Annotated in this window: 14 protein-coding genes; 5 read left to right on the plus strand and 9 right to left on the minus strand. The window is 61.8% G+C overall.

Annotated elements, in window-relative coordinates:
- Positions 1–173: 173 nt before the first annotated feature.
- Positions 174–428 (minus strand): FmdB family zinc ribbon protein, encoded by a 255-nt coding sequence (locus tag HMPREF0326_RS08225; RefSeq protein ID WP_008684681.1) that lies wholly within the window; start codon positions 426–428, stop codon positions 174–176.
- A gap of 202 nt (positions 429–630) precedes the next feature.
- Here HMPREF0326_RS08225 and HMPREF0326_RS08230 point away from each other — a divergent pair, with 202 nt between their 5' ends.
- Positions 631–1,212, plus strand: coding sequence for a DJ-1/PfpI family protein (locus HMPREF0326_RS08230; protein ID WP_008684680.1), 582 nt, complete (start codon positions 631–633; stop codon positions 1,210–1,212).
- 140 nt (positions 1,213–1,352) lie between these two features.
- Here HMPREF0326_RS08230 and HMPREF0326_RS08235 read toward each other — a convergent pair whose 3' ends face one another.
- The gene (locus tag HMPREF0326_RS08235; RefSeq protein WP_020990427.1) at positions 1,353–2,768 is read right to left on the minus strand and encodes a MiaB/RimO family radical SAM methylthiotransferase; all 1,416 of its coding nucleotides are present in this window, start codon (positions 2,766–2,768) and stop codon (positions 1,353–1,355) included.
- Between the two features lie 64 nt (positions 2,769–2,832).
- Here HMPREF0326_RS08235 and HMPREF0326_RS08240 point away from each other — a divergent pair, with 64 nt between their 5' ends.
- Positions 2,833–3,711 (plus strand): M15 family metallopeptidase, encoded by an 879-nt coding sequence (locus HMPREF0326_RS08240; RefSeq protein WP_008684678.1) that lies wholly within the window; start codon positions 2,833–2,835, stop codon positions 3,709–3,711.
- Between the two features lie 45 nt (positions 3,712–3,756).
- Here HMPREF0326_RS08240 and pgl read toward each other — a convergent pair whose 3' ends face one another.
- The 7 genes from pgl to HMPREF0326_RS08275 form a co-directional block, all read right to left on the minus strand.
- Positions 3,757–4,503, minus strand: coding sequence for a 6-phosphogluconolactonase (gene pgl / locus HMPREF0326_RS08245; protein ID WP_008684675.1), 747 nt, complete (start codon positions 4,501–4,503; stop codon positions 3,757–3,759).
- A gap of 321 nt (positions 4,504–4,824) precedes the next feature.
- Positions 4,825–5,949, minus strand: coding sequence for a hypothetical protein (locus tag HMPREF0326_RS08250; protein WP_008684673.1), 1,125 nt, complete (start codon positions 5,947–5,949; stop codon positions 4,825–4,827).
- A gap of 133 nt (positions 5,950–6,082) precedes the next feature.
- A complete protein-coding gene (locus tag HMPREF0326_RS08255) occupies positions 6,083–6,850 on the minus strand; it encodes a class I SAM-dependent methyltransferase (RefSeq protein WP_020990428.1) in 768 nt (255 codons plus the stop codon).
- A gap of 111 nt (positions 6,851–6,961) precedes the next feature.
- A complete protein-coding gene (locus HMPREF0326_RS08260) occupies positions 6,962–8,101 on the minus strand; it encodes a metallophosphoesterase (protein ID WP_020990429.1) in 1,140 nt (379 codons plus the stop codon).
- A gap of 158 nt (positions 8,102–8,259) precedes the next feature.
- Complete coding sequence (locus HMPREF0326_RS08265; protein ID WP_008684666.1) at positions 8,260–8,640, minus strand: RidA family protein; 381 nt, start codon at positions 8,638–8,640, stop codon at positions 8,260–8,262.
- A gap of 11 nt (positions 8,641–8,651) precedes the next feature.
- Entirely contained in the window at positions 8,652–9,878 is a 1,227-nt protein-coding gene (locus HMPREF0326_RS08270; protein ID WP_008684664.1) for an aromatic amino acid transporter, read from the minus strand.
- Entirely contained in the window at positions 9,875–10,831 is a 957-nt protein-coding gene (locus tag HMPREF0326_RS08275) for a bile acid:sodium symporter family protein (RefSeq protein ID WP_009301811.1), read from the minus strand. The genes HMPREF0326_RS08270 and HMPREF0326_RS08275 overlap by 4 nt, the downstream gene beginning before the upstream one ends.
- A gap of 547 nt (positions 10,832–11,378) precedes the next feature.
- Here HMPREF0326_RS08275 and HMPREF0326_RS17400 point away from each other — a divergent pair.
- The 3 genes from HMPREF0326_RS17400 (at position 11,379) to HMPREF0326_RS08290 (ending at position 20,474) form a co-directional block, all read left to right on the plus strand.
- Positions 11,379–17,516, plus strand: coding sequence for a VWA domain-containing protein (locus HMPREF0326_RS17400; protein WP_020990430.1), 6,138 nt, complete (start codon positions 11,379–11,381; stop codon positions 17,514–17,516).
- A gap of 68 nt (positions 17,517–17,584) precedes the next feature.
- A complete protein-coding gene (locus tag HMPREF0326_RS08285; RefSeq protein WP_008684659.1) occupies positions 17,585–18,778 on the plus strand; it encodes a glycosyltransferase in 1,194 nt (397 codons plus the stop codon).
- 292 nt (positions 18,779–19,070) lie between these two features.
- Positions 19,071–20,474, plus strand: coding sequence for a TolC family outer membrane protein (locus HMPREF0326_RS08290; RefSeq protein ID WP_008684658.1), 1,404 nt, complete (start codon positions 19,071–19,073; stop codon positions 20,472–20,474).
- The last annotated feature ends 24 nt before the right edge of the window (positions 20,475–20,498 follow it).

A 20,498-nucleotide genomic window follows, 5' to 3' on the forward strand; every position in this document is an offset into this window, starting at 1 on the left:
GCCGTGCCGTGAGCGACTGATTTTTGTGCCTTTCCGCCCGGCAAGTTTTCCTGAAAACGAGAGCCGATGGCGGTGCAAACACCGCGCAAGCGGGGTTTGTTATCAGCTTGAAAGGCCCCCGCGTGTGCGAGGGCCTTTGTGCGAAGCAATCTCACGGATTGCGGTCAACTGCCTCAGGAAAAACCGCCGCTGCCGCCGCAGCCGCCCGTTCCGGCGGATGCGCCGCAGGAGGGCATACCCCCGCCCATGGGGCGCACCGGGCCGGGCTTGAAGGGAAAAGCCCCGGTTTTCAGGGGGCTCGGAACGCTCATCTGGCGCTCGGTGGCATTGGAGCCGCACTTGGGGCAGGCAGGCGACGCGCCGTCTCCGGCGACCAGTTCCTCGAATTTTTCTCCGCAGGCAGTGCAGAGAAAGTCGTACATGGGCATGAGAATCCTCCAGCAGCAGGAATTTCCGCCCGTGTAACCCCGCAGTGGGGGCTTGCCGACGGGCTTTGCCTGCATATATAAGAATGCGTATCGGCAAGGCAAGGGCGGCATATCCCCCTCTGTTGCCGCGAACCCGTCAACCGGGCCCCGCCGGGGCCATGTGGGGCGGCCCCTGTCGGGGCATGCCCAAGGAGTAAAGACAATGAAAAAGATTCTGTTGCTGGCCGGAGATTTTGTGGAAGATTACGAAGTGATGGTGCCCTTTCAGATGCTCCAGATGGTGGGCTATGAAGTGCACGCCGTCTGCCCCGGCAAAAAGCCCGGCGACACGGTGAAGACCGCCATCCATGACTTTGAGGGCGACCAGACCTACACTGAAAAGCGCGGCCACAATTTCGTCATCAACTACGACTTCGACAAGGTCAACACCGCCGACTACGCGGGCCTGGTGGTGCCCGGCGGCCGCGCGCCGGAATACCTGCGCCTGAACCCCAGGCTGCTGGAAATCGTGCGCGAATTCAACGCGGCTGAAAAACCCATCGCGGCGGTCTGCCACGGCCCGCAGATCCTGGTTTCCGCCGGAATTCTGAAAAACTGCACCTGCACTGCGTACCCGGCGGTCAAGCCGGATGTGGTGGACGCCGGAGCCACCTGGGCCGACACCAACGAAACCTTCACCAACGCGGTGGTGGACGGCAATTTGGTCACGGCTCCGGCCTGGCCCGCGCATCCGGCCTGGATCGCGGCCTTCATCAAGTTGCTGGGCGGCAAGATCAGCGTGTAAGCACGCAACGCGTATTGTCATGAAAAAGGGGACCACACGGTCCCCTTTTTCATGACTGTTCTGCTTCTAGTGTCTGATTATAAAAATTTCGAATTAGGTATGCTCTCAAATTTCTCTGACTTATGGCGGCTATGCCGCCCCTAATGTGAAAAATCAGACATCAGTTCCACCAGCAGGCCTTTTTCCGTGGCCCGCACGGGCCGCGCGGCCAGCAGGCCGGAGAGGACCTCGGGACTGACCGTTCCGTTTGCCGGAGCCCGGAAAAAGCAGGGGGCGTAAAACTCGTTGACGCCCTTGCACAGGCCGCTGGGGCCGCCGGTTTCCGGCATTCCGGCATCCGCTCCCGCCGGGGCGTGTTTCAGAATGTCGGCGGCCACCAACATGCGCGGCAGGGCGAGCTGGTCGCGCAGAAAGTCCTGGTGGCGACGCGCCACGGCCGCGCGCACCTCGGCCGCGCGTCGGAGTTTGAGGGCCTGGGGCAAATGCCCGGCAAAGGCCTCCGCCGCCGTGCCAGGCCTCCGTGAGTAGGGGAAGACGTGAGCGTAGCTCAGGGGCAGGCGCTGGACCAGCTCCAGCAACAGTCTCAAATCCTCGTCTGTTTCGCCGGGAAAGCCCACCAGAATGTCCGCGCCCAGACCCATGCGCGGCCAGTGGGCCGCCAGGGCGGCCACGCCTTCTTCCAGCATGCCCGCTGTGTAGTGGCCGCGCCCCATGCGCTTGAGCACCGCCGGACTGGCGTGCTGGAGCGAGATGTGCAGATGCGGGCAGAGCATGCGGCAGGCCGTCAGGGTTTCCAGGCCGCGCCGGTCCAACTGCGAAGGTTCCAGGGAGCTGATCCGCAAGCGGGCCCGGCCCGCGAATTCCGGGGCCAGATGTCCGTCCAGAAAGCGCAGCAGATCCCAGAAACCCCCGTAATCCGGCACGTCGCGGCCGTACTGGCGCAGATTGACGCCGGAAAGCATGAGTTCGGCGTGCCCGGCGCGCAGCAGGCGGCGGGCTTCATCCAGAACCTCTTGCGGGGCGCGGCTGCGCGGCCTGCCGCGTGTGAGCGGCACGATGCAGTAGGTGCAGCGGTGCGCGCAACCGTCCTGCACTTTGAGGACGGGCCGGGCGCGCCGGAAACTGCTGATCCGGAAGGGAGGGAAATTTGCCGGCGCTTCAGCCCGGATGCTCTCCGCCGCCGGAAGGCCGGGCGCGTTCCCCTCCGGCCAGGGGCCGCGCAGCAGGCGGCTCTTGTCCTCTTGCGGCACCAGCAGGTCCGGTTCGGCCCAGGCCGCGCCGGGCCGGGGGCGGAACTTCGTGAACAGGCGGGCCGCGCAGCCGGTAAGGATCAGGCGGGCCGCCGGGGCTTCGCGCCGCAGGCGGAAGACCGCATTGCGCGCGTCGCGTTCGCCTTTGGCGGTGATGGCGCAACTGTTGACGCAGAGCACATCGGCCTCGCCCGGCACGTCGCACTCCTCGCCGCCCAGCTTTTGCCAGGCTTCGCGCAGGGATTGGCTTTCGTACTGATTGACCTTGCAGCCGAAGGTCGCAATGAAAAATTTCCAGGCATGCATGGCCGCTGATGTACGCAAAAGCGCCCGCCTTGACAAGCGCGGGCGGGCCGGGTCAGGCTGGCGCATGCGCTGTTTCTTCCTTTTTTGTTGCTGTCTGTTCTGCTGCGCGCCGCGCGCCGCCTGGGGCGGGCCGCCGGTTCAGGAGGCATCCGCCGAGGATGCGGTCAATCTCTATTGTCTGCGCCTGGCCTACCCGGTTGTGCGCGCCCTGGAGCCTGACGGCGACGGCGGGCAATGGCTGGTGCTGGCCGACGGCCGCCGCGTGCTGTACAGCCGGGCGCGGGGTGAGGGCGAGGGCCGGGAATTTCCGGCGGACCCATGGGATGTGGACGTGCGCGCCAGCATGGCCGATCTCTACCCGCTGGAACCGGAACGCCCGGCCACGCCGGAAGGCGTGGCGCCGGGACGGCGGCGCTCCTATGCTCTGCTGGCGGCTTTATATGGCTCAGACGCCCGACAGGTGGGCAAGGGGCTGCGCACGGCGCATGTGCTGGGGCAGCCTGTCCGTCTGGCGGCAACCGCGGCGCGAGCCCTGCAAAAGGTGGAGCCGCGTCTGGCCGAGTCCGTGCGCGAACAACCGGAACTGCGTGCCCTGCTCAAGACGGACGGCGGCTTTCTGTGGCGGCGCGTGGCCGGGGAACAGCGTCTGAGCCCGCATGCCTACGGGGTGGCTCTGGATCTGAGCGCCCGGCGCGCGCCTTACTGGCGCTGGAGCCGCCTGCGGCCGCATCCCATGCAGCAGAGCTACCCTTCGGCCATTGTGGCCGCTTTTGAAGCGGAGGGTTTCATCTGGGGCGGCAAATGGCACGAGTATGACCTCATGCATTTTGAATACCGCCCGGAACTGATCTGCAAGGCGCGCATTCTGCGGGGCCTTGAGAAAATGAACGCCGCCGATGCAACAACCGGCGGCGCAATGATGAAAGAGGGAATACGCCCCTGAGGGGCAGCGTCCAGAACCGTTCCCGCATGAAATGCGTCAACTGCCCTATTTGCCGGTGGCCGCAGCTTCGTCCACCACCCAGATCAGATCGCCGATGCCGGGCCGCACCATCTGGGCGGGCAGGGTGGGTTCGGCCAGCAGGTTGAGGGCGCGGGAGAGCACGTCGTGCTTTTCCGCGCCGGTAACCAGAAACATGCAGCAACGGGCATTGTTGATGACCGGCAGGGTCAGGGTCAGGCGGTCGGCCTTGCGCTCGGGCACGTACTGATCGATGACCAGGCGCTTCTTTTCAGCCAGGGCCGGAGAATTGGGGAAGATGGAGCCGGTGTGCCCGTCCTCGCCCATGCCCAGAAGCATGAAGTCAAAACGCGGCAGTTCCTGCGGACCGAGATTGAAGTCATGGCGGATCTGCTGTTCATACTTGACGGCGGCCTCCACCGGGTCCGCTTCGCCGCGCATGCGGAAAAAGTGCGTGGCCGGCACCTGGCCGAGCAGTTCGCGCCGGGCCAGACCGTAATTACTTTCGGGATGTTCCGGGCCCACGCAACGCTCGTCCACCCAGAAAAAGGTCATTTTGTCCCAAGGCAGGCGGTCGGCCCAGTCGCTGGCGACCAGCAGGCGGAAGAGAGGGATGGGGGTCTGGCCGCCGGAAAGGGCGATCTTGAACACGCCGCGCTCGGCCACGGCCTCTTCGCAGGCCGCCGCCAGAATGTGGGCGGCTCGCTCGGCCATGGCGGCGGGGTCTTTGTGAATATGCACGGAAAGATGGATGGAACGGCTGCGGCCCTGCATGTGCGGCTCCTTGCGTAAATGAGGCCGGTCTTGCGCCGGCGAATACTTTTAGGCTCTGATCCGGTGAACTATGGCACAGATGCCCTGGAGAGAAAAGTCATATTTTTTCACTTTGCCGGGTAAGCTGCTGAAATATTCCCCTATTCCACTTCCAGGCAAGCGTTTTGAACTTTTTTATCCGGAAGTGGAAAGCGCGACCGGATGGCGACAGCGGAGACAGGCGTCAGCGCAATTTATTTGCGCTGTTGCATGCCGATGCGGGCGTCTCCAACACGTTGAGATTGTACAATCTCAACGTTAATCCACTCTGGTTGGATGGAATCAGTTCTGAAAGATGGGAGAAAGACAGAAGCCCAGGAAGTGATGGTGCCCCGGCTTGTTGCAGGCCTTCAGGATGTCGGGCACATCGACGATATGCAGCACTTCGGCATTGCTCAGCCCCAGTGTGCGCCAGGACGCCGTGCAGGTCAACGGCCCGGCGGCCAGCAGACTCCGGCCCTGCGGACTCTGTCCGTCCAGCTCAATGCTCCAGCGTTGGTCGAAATCCTCGCCCGGCGCGACGGGCCGGGCCGCGTTGAGAAAGCGGCGCAACAGCTTCGTGCCGTCCGGGCCGCTGAAGGTGGCGTCCAGATCCAGATTGTTCACTGAAACGTCGCCCGTATTGCGGGCCAGCACATGCGCCACCAGGACCAGGGTTTTGCCGTCTGAAAGCAGGCCCGCGCTGGCCGTGCAGGATTGCAGGGGCAGGATGCCGTCCATGCGTTTGTTGGTGGCGGCATTTTTACGGATCAGCACATCGTGGCGGGCGGTCAGGCGCGCCTGCAGCGCGTCGCGGAACTGCCTGGTCAACTCGTCGGCGTTGACCAGATCGCGGACGATCCAGCCGTCCGGGCCTTTTTCCATGCTCAAGACCAGGGGAAAGGTCTGGTTCAGCAGGGGATGGCGGATGCTGGAAGAAAGCAGAACCGTGCCGTTTTCAGCAGGGCGCATGCCGAGATTGGCGATGAACTGGGTCAGAAAATCGGGCGGCAGCAAGGTCAACGGCTGTTGGAGCAGCTTTTCGGGGTTTTCCTCTTTCTCCACGTGGCCCTTGGCTGGTTCCTCCTTGCTCAGAAATTTTTTGAGCAGGCCGGTCTGGATAATGTCTTTCAGGCTGCGGATCTGGTCCGGCCCCTGTTTGAAAAAGGCAAAGTTCCGCGCCACGGCTGTGGCCAAATGTCCGGAGAGGGTGTTGAAGTCCACGCGCAGAGCCAGTTCTTCCGGCTTGGGCGGCGAGAGGGCCCCTTGCAGACGGACAAAGGCGTACTCGCTGCTCTGGCGATACTGGTAATAGCGCCAGCCGTAAAAGCCGCCCGCCGCCAGGGCCGCTACCAGCAGGGCCACGGTCAGGGCCAGGACGTGTTCGCGCGCCAGCGCGGCCAGGGTCGAGAGCAGGGGCAGTTTCATGCGCTTTTCCCGCGTTTTTTGAGGGGAGAGATCAGTGTCGCGTCAGCGACACATGCCGCAAACCCGCAAGGGATTGCGCGCCGCCGCAGGCGGCGTAAGCACAGCAAAAAACATAGTTTTTGCTGTGCGATCTTCACGCCGAACCGAGAGGTGAGGCGTGACATCTCACTAAATTTTTCTGACCGCATTCCAGTACCGGCTCGGGGCGGCGCAGACGTCCTCGCCCCAGACGCAGGGGCAGCGGCGTCACCGGTTTGAGCGGCACCAGATCCAGACGGATGGCGCCCCAGGCGCCCACGGGCAGGCCGCGCAGCCAGGCATTGCAGGGCGCGGCGGCGCATTGTCTGTTCCAGGTGCGGATCGGACCGGCCAGAGTGCTCAGGCCGGTCAGGCGACCGGCCTTGAACGCCTTGAGCAGCCGCCAGATTCGCCACCAGCAGTAGGCCGGTTCGGGCCAGACTGTTTTGTGGCCGCTCAGGCGTCGGCAGAGCCAGGGCAGGGACGCGGCATTCCAGAAGGTGACGGTAAGGCCCCGCGCCGCCACCCGCAAGGCCTCGCGCGCGCTGGCCGCGAGGCCGTCGCCGTCGGCGGCCGTCACATGCAGAACGACCCAGTCAAAGGCATTGTCCTCAAAGGGAAGATGGTCATCCGCAGCCGCTTCCACTTCGGTTCCGGCGGGGGCGGTGGCCGCGGCCCGCGCCCGCAGGGCGGGCGTCGGCTCCGTGCCGGTCACGTCAAATCCGCATTCCCAGAGCAGGGACAGGAACAGGCCTTCGCCGCAGTTGACTTCCAAAAGGCTTTTGCCCCGCCTCGGCCACGCCGCCAGGCATTGTTGCAGCAGGCGCATTTGCAGGCTCAGGGCAAAACGCCCCGCCCGGCTTTCAGACCATTCTTTTTCCATCTGCGTGACCTTTTCCCGTTTTCAGCCGGAAGCGAACATAACTCACTATTTTGCAAAGACCGGAAAATGGCAAGGGGGATGTACGCCGGTTCCCGTATGCTTTCAGGGAGATTATCCGTTTTTCCCGCTGCGCAGCGTGATTTCCGTGATTTCCGAGGGCACGAACAGGCGCAGGGGAAAGCCCGTCCACAGGCCGCTGCCGGGGCTCACATACAGCAAAGTGCGTCCCGCATGATAGGTTCCCGCGAGAAAGCCGTCGTTGAACCAGCCGACAATTTGGTTGACCCCGAATAACTGCCCGCCGTGGGTATGGCCGGAAAGCTGAAGATCCACGTTTTCCTGAGCGCTCTGCTCCACCAGGCGGGGCCGGTGGGCCAGCATGATGCGCGCGGCGTTTCGGGGCGCGCCTTCCAGGGCCCGCCGCATGTCCGGGCCGGGGAGGCCGAAGGCCGGGGCGGCCTGGTCGGTGACGCCCGCCAGCACCAGCTTTTGGCCCCGAGTTTCCAGAACCACATGGGCATTCTCCAGAGGCCTGATGCCCTGCTCGCGGCTTTTCGCCATCCAGCCTTGGTAGCCCCAGTAATATTCATGATTACCCGTGCAGGAAAACACGCCCAGCGGCGCGCGCAAGTCCGCCAGCGGCGCGAGATCACCGCTTCGCCAGGCGGGCGGGCCGTCGGCCAGATCGCCGGTGATCACGATCAGATCCGGCTTGAGCGCGTTGGTTTTGTCCACCACGGCTTGGACCCAGTCCCGTGGAAATCCGGAACTGATGTGCGGATCCGAAAGCTGGACGATACGCAGGCCGTTCAGGGCTTGCGGCAGCCGGGGCAGGGTCAGGCTGAGCTTGCGCACGTCCGGCACGCGCAATGCCTGCCAGACGGCCACGGCGCTCAGAAGCAGGGAAAGCGCCAGCAGACCCGAGGCCCACTCACCGTTGGAAAACGGCAGCGTCGGCACATGCGGCAGAGCTTTGCGCGCCAGCCACAGGGCCAGCAGCAGGGCGTCGCGCAATGCGCAGAGGATGATCAGCAGGATCAGCGAGCCGTGCAGCACGCCCGTGGCGGCCGTCAGCCAGCGCGGCAGCTCCGGCATCATGGTGCCGAAGGCCATGCGGAAAAAGTAGAGCTTCAGCGCGACAAGCACCACCAGCAGGCTGAGAACGAGCTTGAGCCAGAGCGGCAGGCGCAGCGGCAGAATCAGGCGGACAATGACGTAAAGCGAGAGGCTGGTGGCGAGGATATGCAGCATGGGAAAGAAGCGGGCATGAGGGAAGAGGTGAGGGCCGCGTCGGCGTAAATGTATCCGATTTCAACGCGAAGCCGCGCTGGCACGAAGCGGGCGGAAAAGCGCAACGGCTCTTCCGCCCGCTGGAAAACCGGGTTTGAGGTCAGTCGGCTGGGCGGAATTTACGCCACGGCGATGGCTTCAATTTCCACCTGCACGCCCAGAGGCAGGGCGCTGACTTCCACGCAGGAACGGGCCGGGCAGGGAGCCTTGAAGTGTTGCTTGTAGACTTCGTTGACCAGCGGGAATTTGCTGATGTCGGTGAGGAAGACCGTGGTTTTGACCACATTGTCCAGGCTGAGGCCCTGGGATTCCAGGACGGCGGCCAGATTTTTGCAGGCCCGCGCGGCCTGTTCCTCAATGCCGCCTTCCGCCAGCTTGCCCGTGGCCGGATCAAGAGGCACCTGGCCGGAAAGGAAAAGCATGTCCCCCGCGCGAATGGCCTGGCTGTAAGGGCCAACGGCGGCGGGCGCTTTATCGGTGCTGACGACTTCCTTTTTCATGACCTTCTCCTTTACTGATACATGGGTAAGAGTTTGAAGACAAAAAGCGTATGACAGACGGCCACAAGAATGCCGTACAACAACAGCAGAGGCACAAGCAGCGCGCCGCCCGGCGCGGCATAGCCGTGCGCGGCGAACCGTCGTCTCCCGGCCCTCAGGAGCAGGGCGGGCACGATAACGGACCAGATGGAGGCCGCCAGCCCGGCCCAGCCGATGGCCGGCAAAAAGCCGTCCGGCCAGATCAGGCCGCAGAGCATGGGCGGCGCAAAGGTGATCAACAGGGTTTTGGTGCGTCCCAGGCGGCTGTCGTCAAAATTGCACAGATCCGCCATGTAGTCAAAAAGGCCCAGGCCCGCGCCCAGGAAGGACGTGGCCACGGCCAACAGGGAAAAGGCTTCCAGCAGGCGCAGGACGACGCTGTTCAGATTGTTCCCGGCGGCGGCCACCAGATCGCCCACATTGCCCCCGGCGGCGATGACGGCCTTGAAGTGCTCGCGGGGGATGTTGCCGTCCGCCGCCACGATCCAGGAAAGATAGCAGACCAGGGCGATGAGCGTGCCGTAACGCAGGCAGGCGTTGATGGTGCGGGGTTCCTTGCCCAGGTATTTGACCAGGCTCGGCACAGAGGCGTGGAAACAGAACGAGGTCAGATAGGTGGACACAGCTCCCCAGATGAAGATGGCCCGGCCGCCGCCGCCCTTGGCGTCCAGCAGGGTGTCCAGGCGGATATGGCCGATCATGCCGCTGATGGAGAGCAGAAAGGACAGGGCCATGCCGCCCATGAGCAGCACGGAAAGGCGGTCCACCATCTTGGAACTCCACCAGACGCAGACTGTGAGCAACAGGGCGAAGAGCAGGCTGGAGAGCAGGCGGGGCGGCGTGCTGCCCAGTATGGGCGCGAGGCTCTGCTGGACCACGGAACCGCCGCCGCTGACGTAGGCGTATACCAGGGTGTAGAGCACAAAAGCCACGGCCAGGCCGTTGAGCGTGCTCCAGAACGGGCCCAGCAGCTCACGCACCAGGGTGTGGAAGCTGTCTCCGGGTTCAAAATGCAGATTGACTTCCAGAATGGCCTGGCTGGAGCGGAACATGCAGAACCAGGAGACCAGCAGCAGGCCCACGGACCAGTAAAACCACATGCCCGCCGAAATCATGGGCAGGGCCAGCATGCCCGCGCCGATGGCCGTACCGGCCACAATCATGGTGCCGCCCAGAATGGGGAGGAAGCGGCTGTTCATGCCTGCTCCTTTGTTGTTGCCGCGCCGAGCGGGCGGGTGTGAAAATAGTTGGAAAGCAGCGCCCCGGAAATGTTCTGCCAGACGCTGAACAGGGCTCCGGCAATGGCCGAGGCCGGTGAAAAATGCGTCAGGGCCAGCGCCGTGGCCAGACCTGAATTCTGCGTGCCCACTTCCAGGCAGAGGGCCCGGCCGCGGCTTTCGCCCAGGTTCCAGGCGCGGGCCAGGATGTAGCCCAGGGCCAGGCCCAGCAGATTATGAACAATAACCACCAGAAACACGGAGGCTTCGGCGTGCAGGATGCGCTCCGCGTTGACGGCGATGATCCCGGCCACCACCAGGGTGATGACCAGGGACGAGAGCAGGGGCAGGAAGGGCAGAGCCTTTTGCGTCAGGGGGCGGCAAAAACGGTGGGCGGTCAGGCCCAGCAGCACCGGCAGCAAAACGATATTGACGATGGAAAGAAACAGCCCCCACACGTCCACCGGCACCCAGACGCCGCCCAGCAGCCAGGTCAGCAGCGGCATGAGGCCCAGAGACAGGAAGGTGGCCACGGCGGTGAGCGCCACGGAATAGGGCACGTCGCCGCGGGCGATGAAGGTCAGCACATTGGAGGCCGTGCCGCCCGGCGCGGTGCCCACCAGAATGACGCCCATGGCCAGATCCGGCGGCAAGCGGAAGAGGCGGCAGAGCAGAAAGGCCAGCAGAGGCATGCAGCCGAACTGGGCCGCGAGACCCAGAACAATGTCGCGCGGCCGTAGAAAAACATGGCTGAAATCTTCCCAGCGCAAGGTCATGCCCATGCCGAACATGATCACCCCCAGCAGCGGGGCCACATGTGGGGCCACCCAGGCGAACAGTCCGGGCCTCCAGAGGGCCAGGGCCGAGCAGGCGATGATGATGGCGCCCATGAAACGGGTGACAAGGGCGCTGAACCTGTGTGCGAGGCGCGGCAAAAGAGCCCTCCGGCTGCTGGGGAAAGGGGGGACGCGCAAAAAAACGTGTTCCGCATACTGGCAGAGAGCGCGAATGATGGCAAGCGCGGGCGTGGCGTGGAGAATATCCCTGAGCTGTGGAAAGATACGCGGAGCAGTCGGAGCCGGCCTTATGCCCTCGCGTCACATGGAAGAACGGATCGGCCTTGATTGCGCGGTTGACATGATTGTCATTAATGGATATTCAACAAACACGAGTCGTAATAGATAGAGGGCTCGTAGAGTTCCTTCCAGATATGGGGACTTGCGCGGCAGATAGATTTTGCGAAAGCAAAATGTGCGCAACCTACTGATTTTGGAGGGTTTTTTTTATGCCTTCTCTCTCTCTCTCTCTCTCTCTCTCTCTCTCTCTCTCTCTCTCTTAGTGATAGCGCCGCCCGGCGCCCGACCATCGGCCGAAGACACAATGGCCCCGCCTGACCTCACGTCGGGACGGGGTTTTTTGGTGTTCCGTCAATTTTGATGGGCAAGTCTTTGAATTTTAAGTTCTTTATTTCAGGAGCTTATCATGGCCGATATCCTTCTCAGCAAGCCCGCAGCCAATGCCGCGCGGGTCGTTCCCAGCGCGCCCGATACCCGCTTTGTATTCGACTTCCCCGCCAATGCCGCCACATTGAGCCGCGCCGGCGACAATTTGCTGCTTACCTTTGATGACGGCTCAAGTATTGAGCTGACCAATTTCTACACCCAGTATTCCCAGGAAGCCATGCCGGAATTCGTGATTGACGGCACCCTGGTGGCCGGGGCGGACTTTTTCAACGCCTTCGGCCCGGACCTGATGCCGGCCGCCGGTCCGGCGGCCGGAGCGGCCACGCGCGCCGCCCGTTACAATGAATTCGGCGACAGCAGCCTGATGGACGGCATCAACCATCTGGACGGCCTGGATACCGGCTTTGACGGCGCGGCCGTGACGACCCTTGACGAATCGGCCGTGCCTGTGCCCGACGCCCTCAGCGGCGACGGCGCAGCCGGCGATGTCGTGGATCACGGCGTGACGATACGGCCCGTTGATTCCGACGTCGTTGCCGGGAGTGATATCCTCCGCGTTCAGGAAGGCGCGCTGCTGGAAAAAGCGGACACGCCAGCCATCGCTGAGAACACGACAGCCATCGCTAATGGAGCGATGATCATTGACGCGCCTGACGGCGTGGCCGGCATCATTATCGGCGGAGTAGCCGTGTTTCAAAACGGCGTTCTGACCGGAGCGCCGGTCCCTACCGATGAGGGCCGTCTTGACGTCACCGGCTTTGACCCCGCCAGCGGACGGCTTGAATACGCCTATACCTTGGAGCGGAGCACCCAGGAGCATACGGAACCCGGCGCTGACGACATCTCTCACGATCTTTCCGTCGTTGTGACTGATACTGACGGCGATGTGGGCTCCGCCACCATTACGGTGGTGATTACCGATGATGTGCCGACGATCAGTGCGACTGTGGCGGATTTGGGTGCAGTCGCTTCCGGTGGCATCGTTTACGGTAAGTTCGACGTGGACTTTGGAGCCGACGACATGGCCCAGCCCGGAGCTGACGGCACCTTCAACCACATTACGATCAATGGCGTAAAACCTGTTTGGAGCGAAAAGGCGGGTGCGCTCGCCTTCGAGTTGCCCCAGGGTACCTTGTACGTGACGGCGCTTGGTGACTACTCCTTCGAGGCCAAACCCAATCAGGACATTACGGACTTCCAGCTGAACGTGGTGATTACGGATGCGGACGGCGACACGGCAGGAACCACGGTGACGGTGGACATCACCAAGCCCGATGCGCCCGAGTTCACGGGCGAGGTGACGGTCGACGAAAAGGGCCTCGGGGACACGGCGGACACCTCGGAGACGGTGACTTGGACGGCCCCGGACGGCTACACCGTGGTGGGTATCGAGAGCAATGGCAAGCTGGGCACGACCGAAATCGTGAACGGCGAAGTCCAGTACACGCTCACCAGCGCCATCACGCACGAAACTGTGCAGGGTGCGAACACGGCCGATAACGCCGACAGCTTCACGGTGACCATCAAGGACGCGCAGGGCAACACCTACCCCGTGAAAGTCAACGTGGATGTCGTGGACGATGTGCCGACGATCAGCGCGGACAAGGCGGATTTGGGCGAGGTCAAATCCGGCAATATCATTAGCGGCAAGTTCGACGTGGACTTTGGAGCCGACAGCGCGAACTACCAACCCGATGGCAACGGGAACTTCGACCACATTACGGTCAACGGCGTGAAACCTGTCTTAGGCCAGGGCGAAAGCGTGGAAGTTGGTACGCTCGTCTTTACTCTGGAGCAAGGCACCCTGTATTTAGCGCCCAACGGTAGTTACAGCTTCGAGGCCAAGCCCGATCAGAACATCACGGACTTCAAGCTGAACGTGTTGATAACGGACGCGGACGGCGACACGGCAGGAACCACGGTGACGGTGGATATCACCAAGCCCGATGCGCCCGAGTTCACGGGCGAGGTGACGGTCGACGAAAAGGGCCTCGGGGACACGGCGGACACCTCGGAGACGGTGACCTGGAAGGCCCCGGACGGCTACACCGTGGTGGGTATCGAGAGCAATGGCAAGCTGGGCACGACCGAAATCGTGAACGGCGAAGTCCAGTACACGCTCACCAGCGCCATCACGCACGAAACTGTGCAGGGTGCGAACACGGCCGATAACGCCGACAGCTTCACGGTGACCATCAAGGACGCGCAGGGCAACACCTACGACGTGACCGTCAATGTGGACGTGGTGGATGACGTGCCGACGATCTCCGCCGACGCCGGATCAAAGGATGTGGCCTCCGGCTTTGAAGTGACGGGCAGGGTGGAGATCGACTACGGCGCGGACGATGGCGCGGGCAAGTCGCTGACCGTGAATGGGAAGGACGGCCAGACCAGTGATGACGGCAAGCTGAGCTTCAGCCTGGAGAATGGGACGCTGGTATTCGATCCGTCCACGGGGGACTACACATTCAGGGCCGAGGCCAACGTGGACGGTTCTCAGGACCTGAAGTTCACGGTGACGGATGCGGACGGCGACACGGCGGCAACCACGGTGAGGGTGGACATCACCAAGCCCGATGCGCCCGAGTTCACGGGCGAGGTGACGGTCGACGAAAAGGGCCTCGGGGACACGGCGGACACCTCGGAGACGGTGACTTGGACGGCCCCGGACGGCTATACCGTGGTGGGCATCAAGGCCGCTGGCAATCTGGGCGCGACCGAAGTCAAGAACGGCGAAGTCCAGTACACGCTCACCAGCGCCATCACGCACGAGGCTGGGCAGGGTGCGAACACGGCCGATAACGCCGACAGCTTCACGGTGACCATCAAGGACGCGCAGGGCAACACCTACGACGTGACCGTCAATGTGGACGTGGTGGATGACGTGCCGACGATCTCCGCCGCCGACGTCTCCACCTCGCTCACTCCCGGTGATTCCGGCAAAAATCTCCAAGATGTCGACCAGAACATCTCATTTACGGAAGGTGATCCTTCCCAGCCCGTACAGACAAGTTGGTGGGACGGTCAGGTGAATATCAGCGCCGCCAAGGTAAGCTACGAAACCGACGCTCAGGGCAAAGTGATTTACGATCCTGACGGCAAGCCGACAATTAACGATATTGACGGTAATAGCAATTATACTTTGGGGTATAGCTCCTACAAGGGCAATGGCCAGGAAAACGACTATGGCCTTACCGTCAAGGGGGACTACCATGAATGGGAAATAGGTGTTTCCTCTGATGGCACTCCCAGCGAAGGGGTTGTCATTGATTTGGGCGGCAAGCTGGCCTATGGCATGACCATCAACTTCGGCGCGTTTTATAGCGGGGAACCGGGGGCTCAGGGGCAGACGCAGTGGGATCATGTATCCGAAAAGGCTCTGGTCAACTTCTATCGTGGTGGGGAGCTCGTAGCGAGCGTGCTGGTGGAGGGAAACAGTGCAACGGGTGAATTCACGCTGGAGACCTCGGATGTGGTAGCCCAAGGTTTCGACAAGGTAGTGATTTCCTCCGTAGACAACAAAACCTCCAACTTTCCTAATGAAGACAGTGATTTCGTCATTCAGGGCATTGACTTCATCACCAAGCCGGACAACCCGCTCATTGTGACCACGGGCACGGTGAGGGGCGAAAGCGGGGCGGACGGGTTCGCCGACGGTTACGAAAACGCCGTTTTCGACCATGCGACCAACGAAAGCTACACGGTCGTCATCGACGGCAAGGAATACACGGCCACGCTTGATGTGACGACAGGCTCCACGGGCGATTCCATCCTCACGGCCACGCTGGACGGCGACAAGGAGGGCGATGTCCTCTTCTCCGCCACGCTGGACAAGGACGGCAACTGGACCATGGAGCAGTACGAGCAGTTCCAGGTGAAAACGGATGGTGCCGACACGTCCAACATATTCGAACTGAAGTTCGAAACCCGGGACAGCGACGGCGACATTGCCAGTACTTCCGCTAAGGTTCCGCTGGAAGTGGTGGAACAGACGACGACAGAGGGTGGCGACTCCATAAGCAACAGCGATGATGTTATCAACATCGCGGGTGGCGACGGCGTGGCCGGAACCCTCGTTGCCGGGGATACGGGCGGTGTGACCGAAGGACAACAGGTTGGATCCAACTATAACGTCTGCTTTGTGCTGGATACGTCCGGTAGTATGGATGGGGCTGTTTCCGGACATGAAACACGGCTGGGTGTGGCGACGCAAAGCATTGAGAACTTCATCAAGAACAGTATCCATGAGGGCGACTTTGTCGGGACCGTAAATTTGGCGGTAGTGCCGTTCGCGAGCGAGGCCGGTTCAGTCATCAAGGTGTCCATCACCAAGACTGCGCAGGGTGAACGTTATACATTCGGAGAAGAAGTATACGACAACTATGCTGACTTCTCGAAAGCCTTCGAGACTAGCCTGGGCAATCTCAATGCAAATGGCGGCACCAACTACGAGGCCGGGTTCTCCAATGCCGCCGATTGGTTCAACGGTTTGGAGGGCACTTCCAATGCCACGGGGAATATCACCTATTTCCTGTCTGACGGCGTGCCGACATACCACGGCACCAGTTCTTATGGTGGCGGCAATTACGCCACGCTGGACGATGTGAAGGGGGCCTGGGACGGCTATCAGGAGCTTCTTGGTTCCGCCGCCAACATGCAGGTCAACGCCATCGGCTTTGGCAAGGATCTTGATGACAAGGCCATGAAGACGCTGGCCATGCTGGATAATACCAGTACCGAGGTGGATGGTGTGCACGGCAATCAGGCCGCTGACGGCTCTCTCTATTACAGCGAGAGGCAGTGGGGGAGGCTGACGTCCAAAGAGTGGCAGCCTACCCCTGCTGTACCCGGCGGCAACGCCACGCAGGTGACGGACGCCAACGGCTTGGAAGCCGCCTTTGAAAGCGGCTTCACGCCTCCGGCGCTGTCCGACGCGGGTTCCGATACCATTACGGCGGAACGTTCCGCCTCCTCCGGCATCATCTACGGCGACGTGATGAATACCGACGAGCTGCTGCGTGGGTTGCATACCACTCTTGGAGAGTCTGATCTTGCGAGCACCCTGCCCGCTTACGGTTCCGGTTCCGCAGTGTTTGACTGGCTGGAAAAGAATGCTGAGGCTGATGCACTCGCGAACACCGCCTATGAGGACTGGTCGCAGGACAAGACCAAGGAATATATTCTCCAGCACCATACGGAGCTGGGGTATGAAACCAGAGTGGGTGCCGACGGCAACTTCTACCTGGTGGACCTGGACGGCAATGTCTGGAACCTGGATGGGACGGAGGCAAGTGTCAGGCTGGATGATCTGACGGGCCGCGCAGGCGGTGACGACGCCATCACCGGCAGCGCGCACAACGACGTCATCTTCGGTCAGGAAGGCAATGATGTCATTCATGGCGGCGCGGGCCACGACATCCTCCACGGCGGTACGGGCGACGATTTGCTCTTCGGCGACGGGGACACTCTTAACAATGCGAACCTGCTCGACGACCTGGCTACCTATCTGGAAATGTCTTCTGACGACCCGGCGGGCATCATGAGTAAAATCCGTGGGTTGGACGCCCCCTCTCTCGAGGGGCTTGCCAAGAAGGTGGAAGAGTTTGAATCGCCTGCCGACGGCAATGATCAGTTGTACGGCGGGGAGGGCGACGACATCCTCTTCGGCATGGGCGGCAACGACCAGTTGTTCGGTGGTTCCGGCGACGACTACCTTTTCGGGGGCGGCGGCGATGACTACCTGGACGGCGGGTCCGGAGAGGACAAGCTCTACGGCGGTTCCGGCAGCGACATCCTGGTGTACGACTCCAATGACTACCTCGTGGACGGCGGCGAGGGCATCGACTTCCTGGTGGGGAATGGGGCCACGGCGCCATTACTCGGCAGTGAGCGTGGTAATGTGCCGCGTGTGGAGAACATCGAGGTCATCATTGATACAGAGATGGATCTGCAAAGCATGCGGGATCTGGGCGACAAGCTCGGCATTGCCGTCGAGGATGGAAAGGTCACGGGCCTGGATGCTGACAGTGGCTGGAACCGCTCTGCTACTGTTACCGCTCCCGACGGCTATGCGGCCTATGAGCATTCCGGCAGCGGCGGCAGTGTCGATGCGACCATTCTGGTCGCCACGAAGGTCATGGAGAGCGACAACGGCTGATTGCCGGGAAAGGGTCGGGGCGGCCGTTGTCGGCCGCCCCGGCGGATCATCTGATTTTTGGGGACACTATGCGCATCCTCTTTCTCAATGATACCTTTCCGGGCAGGTACGGGACGCTTGCCGCCTGTTTTGCCGCGAACCCTGAAAACGAGGTTCTGTTTGCCTCCAGTTACTGCCGCCAGGGTTTTTCCCTGCCGGGGGTGCGCCGGGTATTGCTGAAAAATACCCGCGAACGCGGACAGGACAATGGCAGTGATGCGTTCGAGCAGGGGTGGGGCCGGGCTCTGAAGGTGGGAAAACTGACATTTTCATCTCTTCGGAAACTGCGGGAGACGGACTTCACGCCGGATATGGTCCTGTCTTCATCCGCCAAGGGACATGCGCTTTTTTTCAGACGGGTCTTTCCGGAAGCGTTTCTTGTCACCTACCTGGACGACTCTTTTTCCTCCAGCAGCGCGGTGGACCGCTATTCGGACAAAATGCTGCTGCACCATTTCATGCAAAGCGCCAGTCTGACGCAAAGCCAGGCTTTTTTTGTCTTCTGCGAAGGTCAGAAAAAGTATTTTCCAAGTTTTATGCGGAATGCCATTGAAGTCGTTCCCGTTTCTGTGGATACGGATTTTTTTTCCGCAACGCGCGCCGGACCGTTTTATCACGAAGGCGTGAATCTTTCCGCCATGCCGGAGCTGGTGTCTTTCAGTGTGACAAGCAGGAAATCCGCGCAAGATACGGCGCTGTGGTCCCTGGTTATGGCGCTGCTGGTCCACCGCCCGCAATGTCATGTCGTTCTGAGCTGTTGCGGCGCGGAGACCCGTGCGCAGCTTGAGACCGTGGCGTCGCGTCTGTGCGGAAAAGAGGCATCCCGTCTGCATGTCATGGGCTTCCTGCCCCTGCGGGAGTATCGGGATCTGTTGTGCGCGTCCACTGTTCATGTTCGTCTTGAGACGGCGGACGTTCGTGAGGGTGAACTGCTTGAAATCATGAGTTGCGAAACGTTGCTGCTGACTCCTCACCAGGACGGAACCGCCGGACTTCTGAGGCACGGCGAAAATATGTTTATCTGCCCGCCAAGCGACCCGGAAGAGCGATATCGCTGCATTTCCGATCTGCTGGAAAGGCCCGAGATCCTCGCTGTCCTGCGGGCCAACGCCCGCAAGACAGCGCTGGCTTTTCGTCGGCAGGATATTCTGCCGCGCCATGTCACGCGCCTGATAACAGCATATCGGCAGTGGAAAAATAAAAATTTATGCAGCGCCTTCTGAGGCGTCTCCAACTGCTTCACCATACATCGGGGCCTTTCTTACAGGCCGGCCCGGCGGTTGATCAGTGAATTGGCCTGCACTTGTTATGGGAACGGAAGCTGATCTTTTGAGAGAACGGCATCAGTTATTGTAATTTTTCAGCAAAGCGCCTTACTGAAATGTTGATGAACGGCATGCCGTTGCGACGCGGAACTGACGGACCCCGTCTGTTCCGGCGGCAATGTGGGCCATGGGGGTCGGCATGCCATCAGCGGGAAAGCCACCAAACGGTTTTTCCATATAGGAGCGAATCGTGAAGCGACTCTTCCTTTTTCTTTCCGTTCTGATTTTGCTGTTCCCCATTGCGGTCCCGGCGGCGGAAGCCGCCTACCCGCCGCCGCCTCCGCCCGGCCAGCCCATAACCGTTGAGGACACGGTGTACGGCGTTCTGCGCACGCACCGCAGTTTGCGCGGCATGCTGGAAAATCGCCAGGTGCTGGAGCATGAGGTGGACCGGGCCAAAGCCGGTTTCGGTCCGCGCGTGGACGTCACCGGCCGGGCCGGCGGCAGTATTTTGAGCGATTCCACCACCAGAGGCCAGAATCTGGACGAGCAGATGTGGGGCCTGGCCGGTGTCAGCGCCAAGCTGGTACAGCCCATCTGGGACGGCTTCGCCACCCGTTCGCGCGTGCGCAGCGCGCAATCCACTCTCGATTCGGTCAAGTCGCGGGTGTTCGACACCGCCACCTCTCTTTCCCTGGACGGCATCATTGCCCATATTGACCTGCTGCGCCGCCGCACCATCTACGAGTTGTCCGAGAAAAACGTGGCCCAGCACAAGGCCATTCTGGGGCAGGCCCAGGACCGCGCCAATATGGGCGCGGATACGGCGGCCGATGTGAGTCAGGCGCAGTCGCGCCTTCAACGCGCCCTGTCGAGCCTTTCCGAAGCCAGGGCTTCCCTGTTGGTGGCCGAGGAGACCTACACCCGGCTGACCGGCATGCCGGCCATCGGCAAACTGACCCCAGTGACCATGCCGCCTGAAATCTTCAAGGGCCCTGAACCGGTTTTTGAGCTGGCCGAGAAGAACAATCCCAAGCTGGCGGCCTACATGCAGGACATCCGGGCCGCCAGGGCCGAGCGGGAACTGGCGGATTCCGCCTTTTACCCCACCTTCAACCTGGAGGCCGGGCCGGACTATACAGACCGGGGCGGCAGCAGCGACCGCTGGATCTACAGCTTCGACGTGCTGGGCACCGTGCGCTGGAACATCTTTAACAGCGGGGCCGACCTGGCCGAACGGAAGGCCGCTTCGGCGCGCATCCGCCAGTCGCGTCAGGTAATGTACAACTACGCCGATGATCTCAAGCTGGATATCGAGAGCACCTGGACCAACTATCAGGCCGCCCAGGAGCAGTACAAGCATTACTCCAAGGCCATCGAATACAATAAATACACCCGCACCGCCTATCTGGAGCAGTTCCAGATAGGCAGGCGCAGCCTGCTGGACGTGCTGGACACGGAAAACGAGCTGTACAACTCATCCACTCAGGCGGAAACCGCGCGCGGCAATATCCTGGTGGGCGCATACAGACTATGTGCGCTCACCGGCAATCTGCTGCCGCAGATGTCCGTAAACACCGGGCCGCTGGGGCAAAAGCCTCCGGAGGACCGCGAGGATCCGCGCGAGGTGTTCGCGCCCGGTTGGTTCAAGTAAGAGGGATTCAGCCCGGCGGTGCAC

It is taken from the genome of Desulfovibrio sp. 3_1_syn3 (assembly GCF_000145315.2).
In the GTDB taxonomy this organism is placed as follows: Bacteria; Desulfobacterota; Desulfovibrionia; order Desulfovibrionales; family Desulfovibrionaceae; genus Desulfovibrio; species Desulfovibrio fairfieldensis.

Excerpts from the sequence above, each read along its gene's own strand:
- HMPREF0326_RS08225 (WP_008684681.1), bottom strand. The coding sequence starts at position 428 with ATGCCCATGTACGACTTTCTCTGCACTGCCTGCGGAGAAAAATTCGAG.
- HMPREF0326_RS08230 (WP_008684680.1), top strand. The coding sequence starts at position 631 with ATGAAAAAGATTCTGTTGCTGGCCGGAGATTTTGTGGAAGATTACGAA.
- HMPREF0326_RS08235 (WP_020990427.1), bottom strand. The coding sequence starts at position 2,768 with ATGCATGCCTGGAAATTTTTCATTGCGACCTTCGGCTGCAAGGTCAAT.
- HMPREF0326_RS08240 (WP_008684678.1), top strand. The coding sequence starts at position 2,833 with ATGCGCTGTTTCTTCCTTTTTTGTTGCTGTCTGTTCTGCTGCGCGCCG.
- pgl (WP_008684675.1), bottom strand. The coding sequence starts at position 4,503 with ATGCAGGGCCGCAGCCGTTCCATCCATCTTTCCGTGCATATTCACAAA.
- HMPREF0326_RS08250 (WP_008684673.1), bottom strand. The coding sequence starts at position 5,949 with ATGAAACTGCCCCTGCTCTCGACCCTGGCCGCGCTGGCGCGCGAACAC.
- HMPREF0326_RS08255 (WP_020990428.1), bottom strand. The coding sequence starts at position 6,850 with ATGGAAAAAGAATGGTCTGAAAGCCGGGCGGGGCGTTTTGCCCTGAGC.
- HMPREF0326_RS08260 (WP_020990429.1), bottom strand. The coding sequence starts at position 8,101 with ATGCTGCATATCCTCGCCACCAGCCTCTCGCTTTACGTCATTGTCCGC.
- HMPREF0326_RS08265 (WP_008684666.1), bottom strand. The coding sequence starts at position 8,640 with ATGAAAAAGGAAGTCGTCAGCACCGATAAAGCGCCCGCCGCCGTTGGC.
- HMPREF0326_RS08270 (WP_008684664.1), bottom strand. The coding sequence starts at position 9,878 with ATGAACAGCCGCTTCCTCCCCATTCTGGGCGGCACCATGATTGTGGCC.
- HMPREF0326_RS17400 (WP_020990430.1), top strand. The coding sequence starts at position 11,379 with ATGGCCGATATCCTTCTCAGCAAGCCCGCAGCCAATGCCGCGCGGGTC.
- HMPREF0326_RS08285 (WP_008684659.1), top strand. The coding sequence starts at position 17,585 with ATGCGCATCCTCTTTCTCAATGATACCTTTCCGGGCAGGTACGGGACG.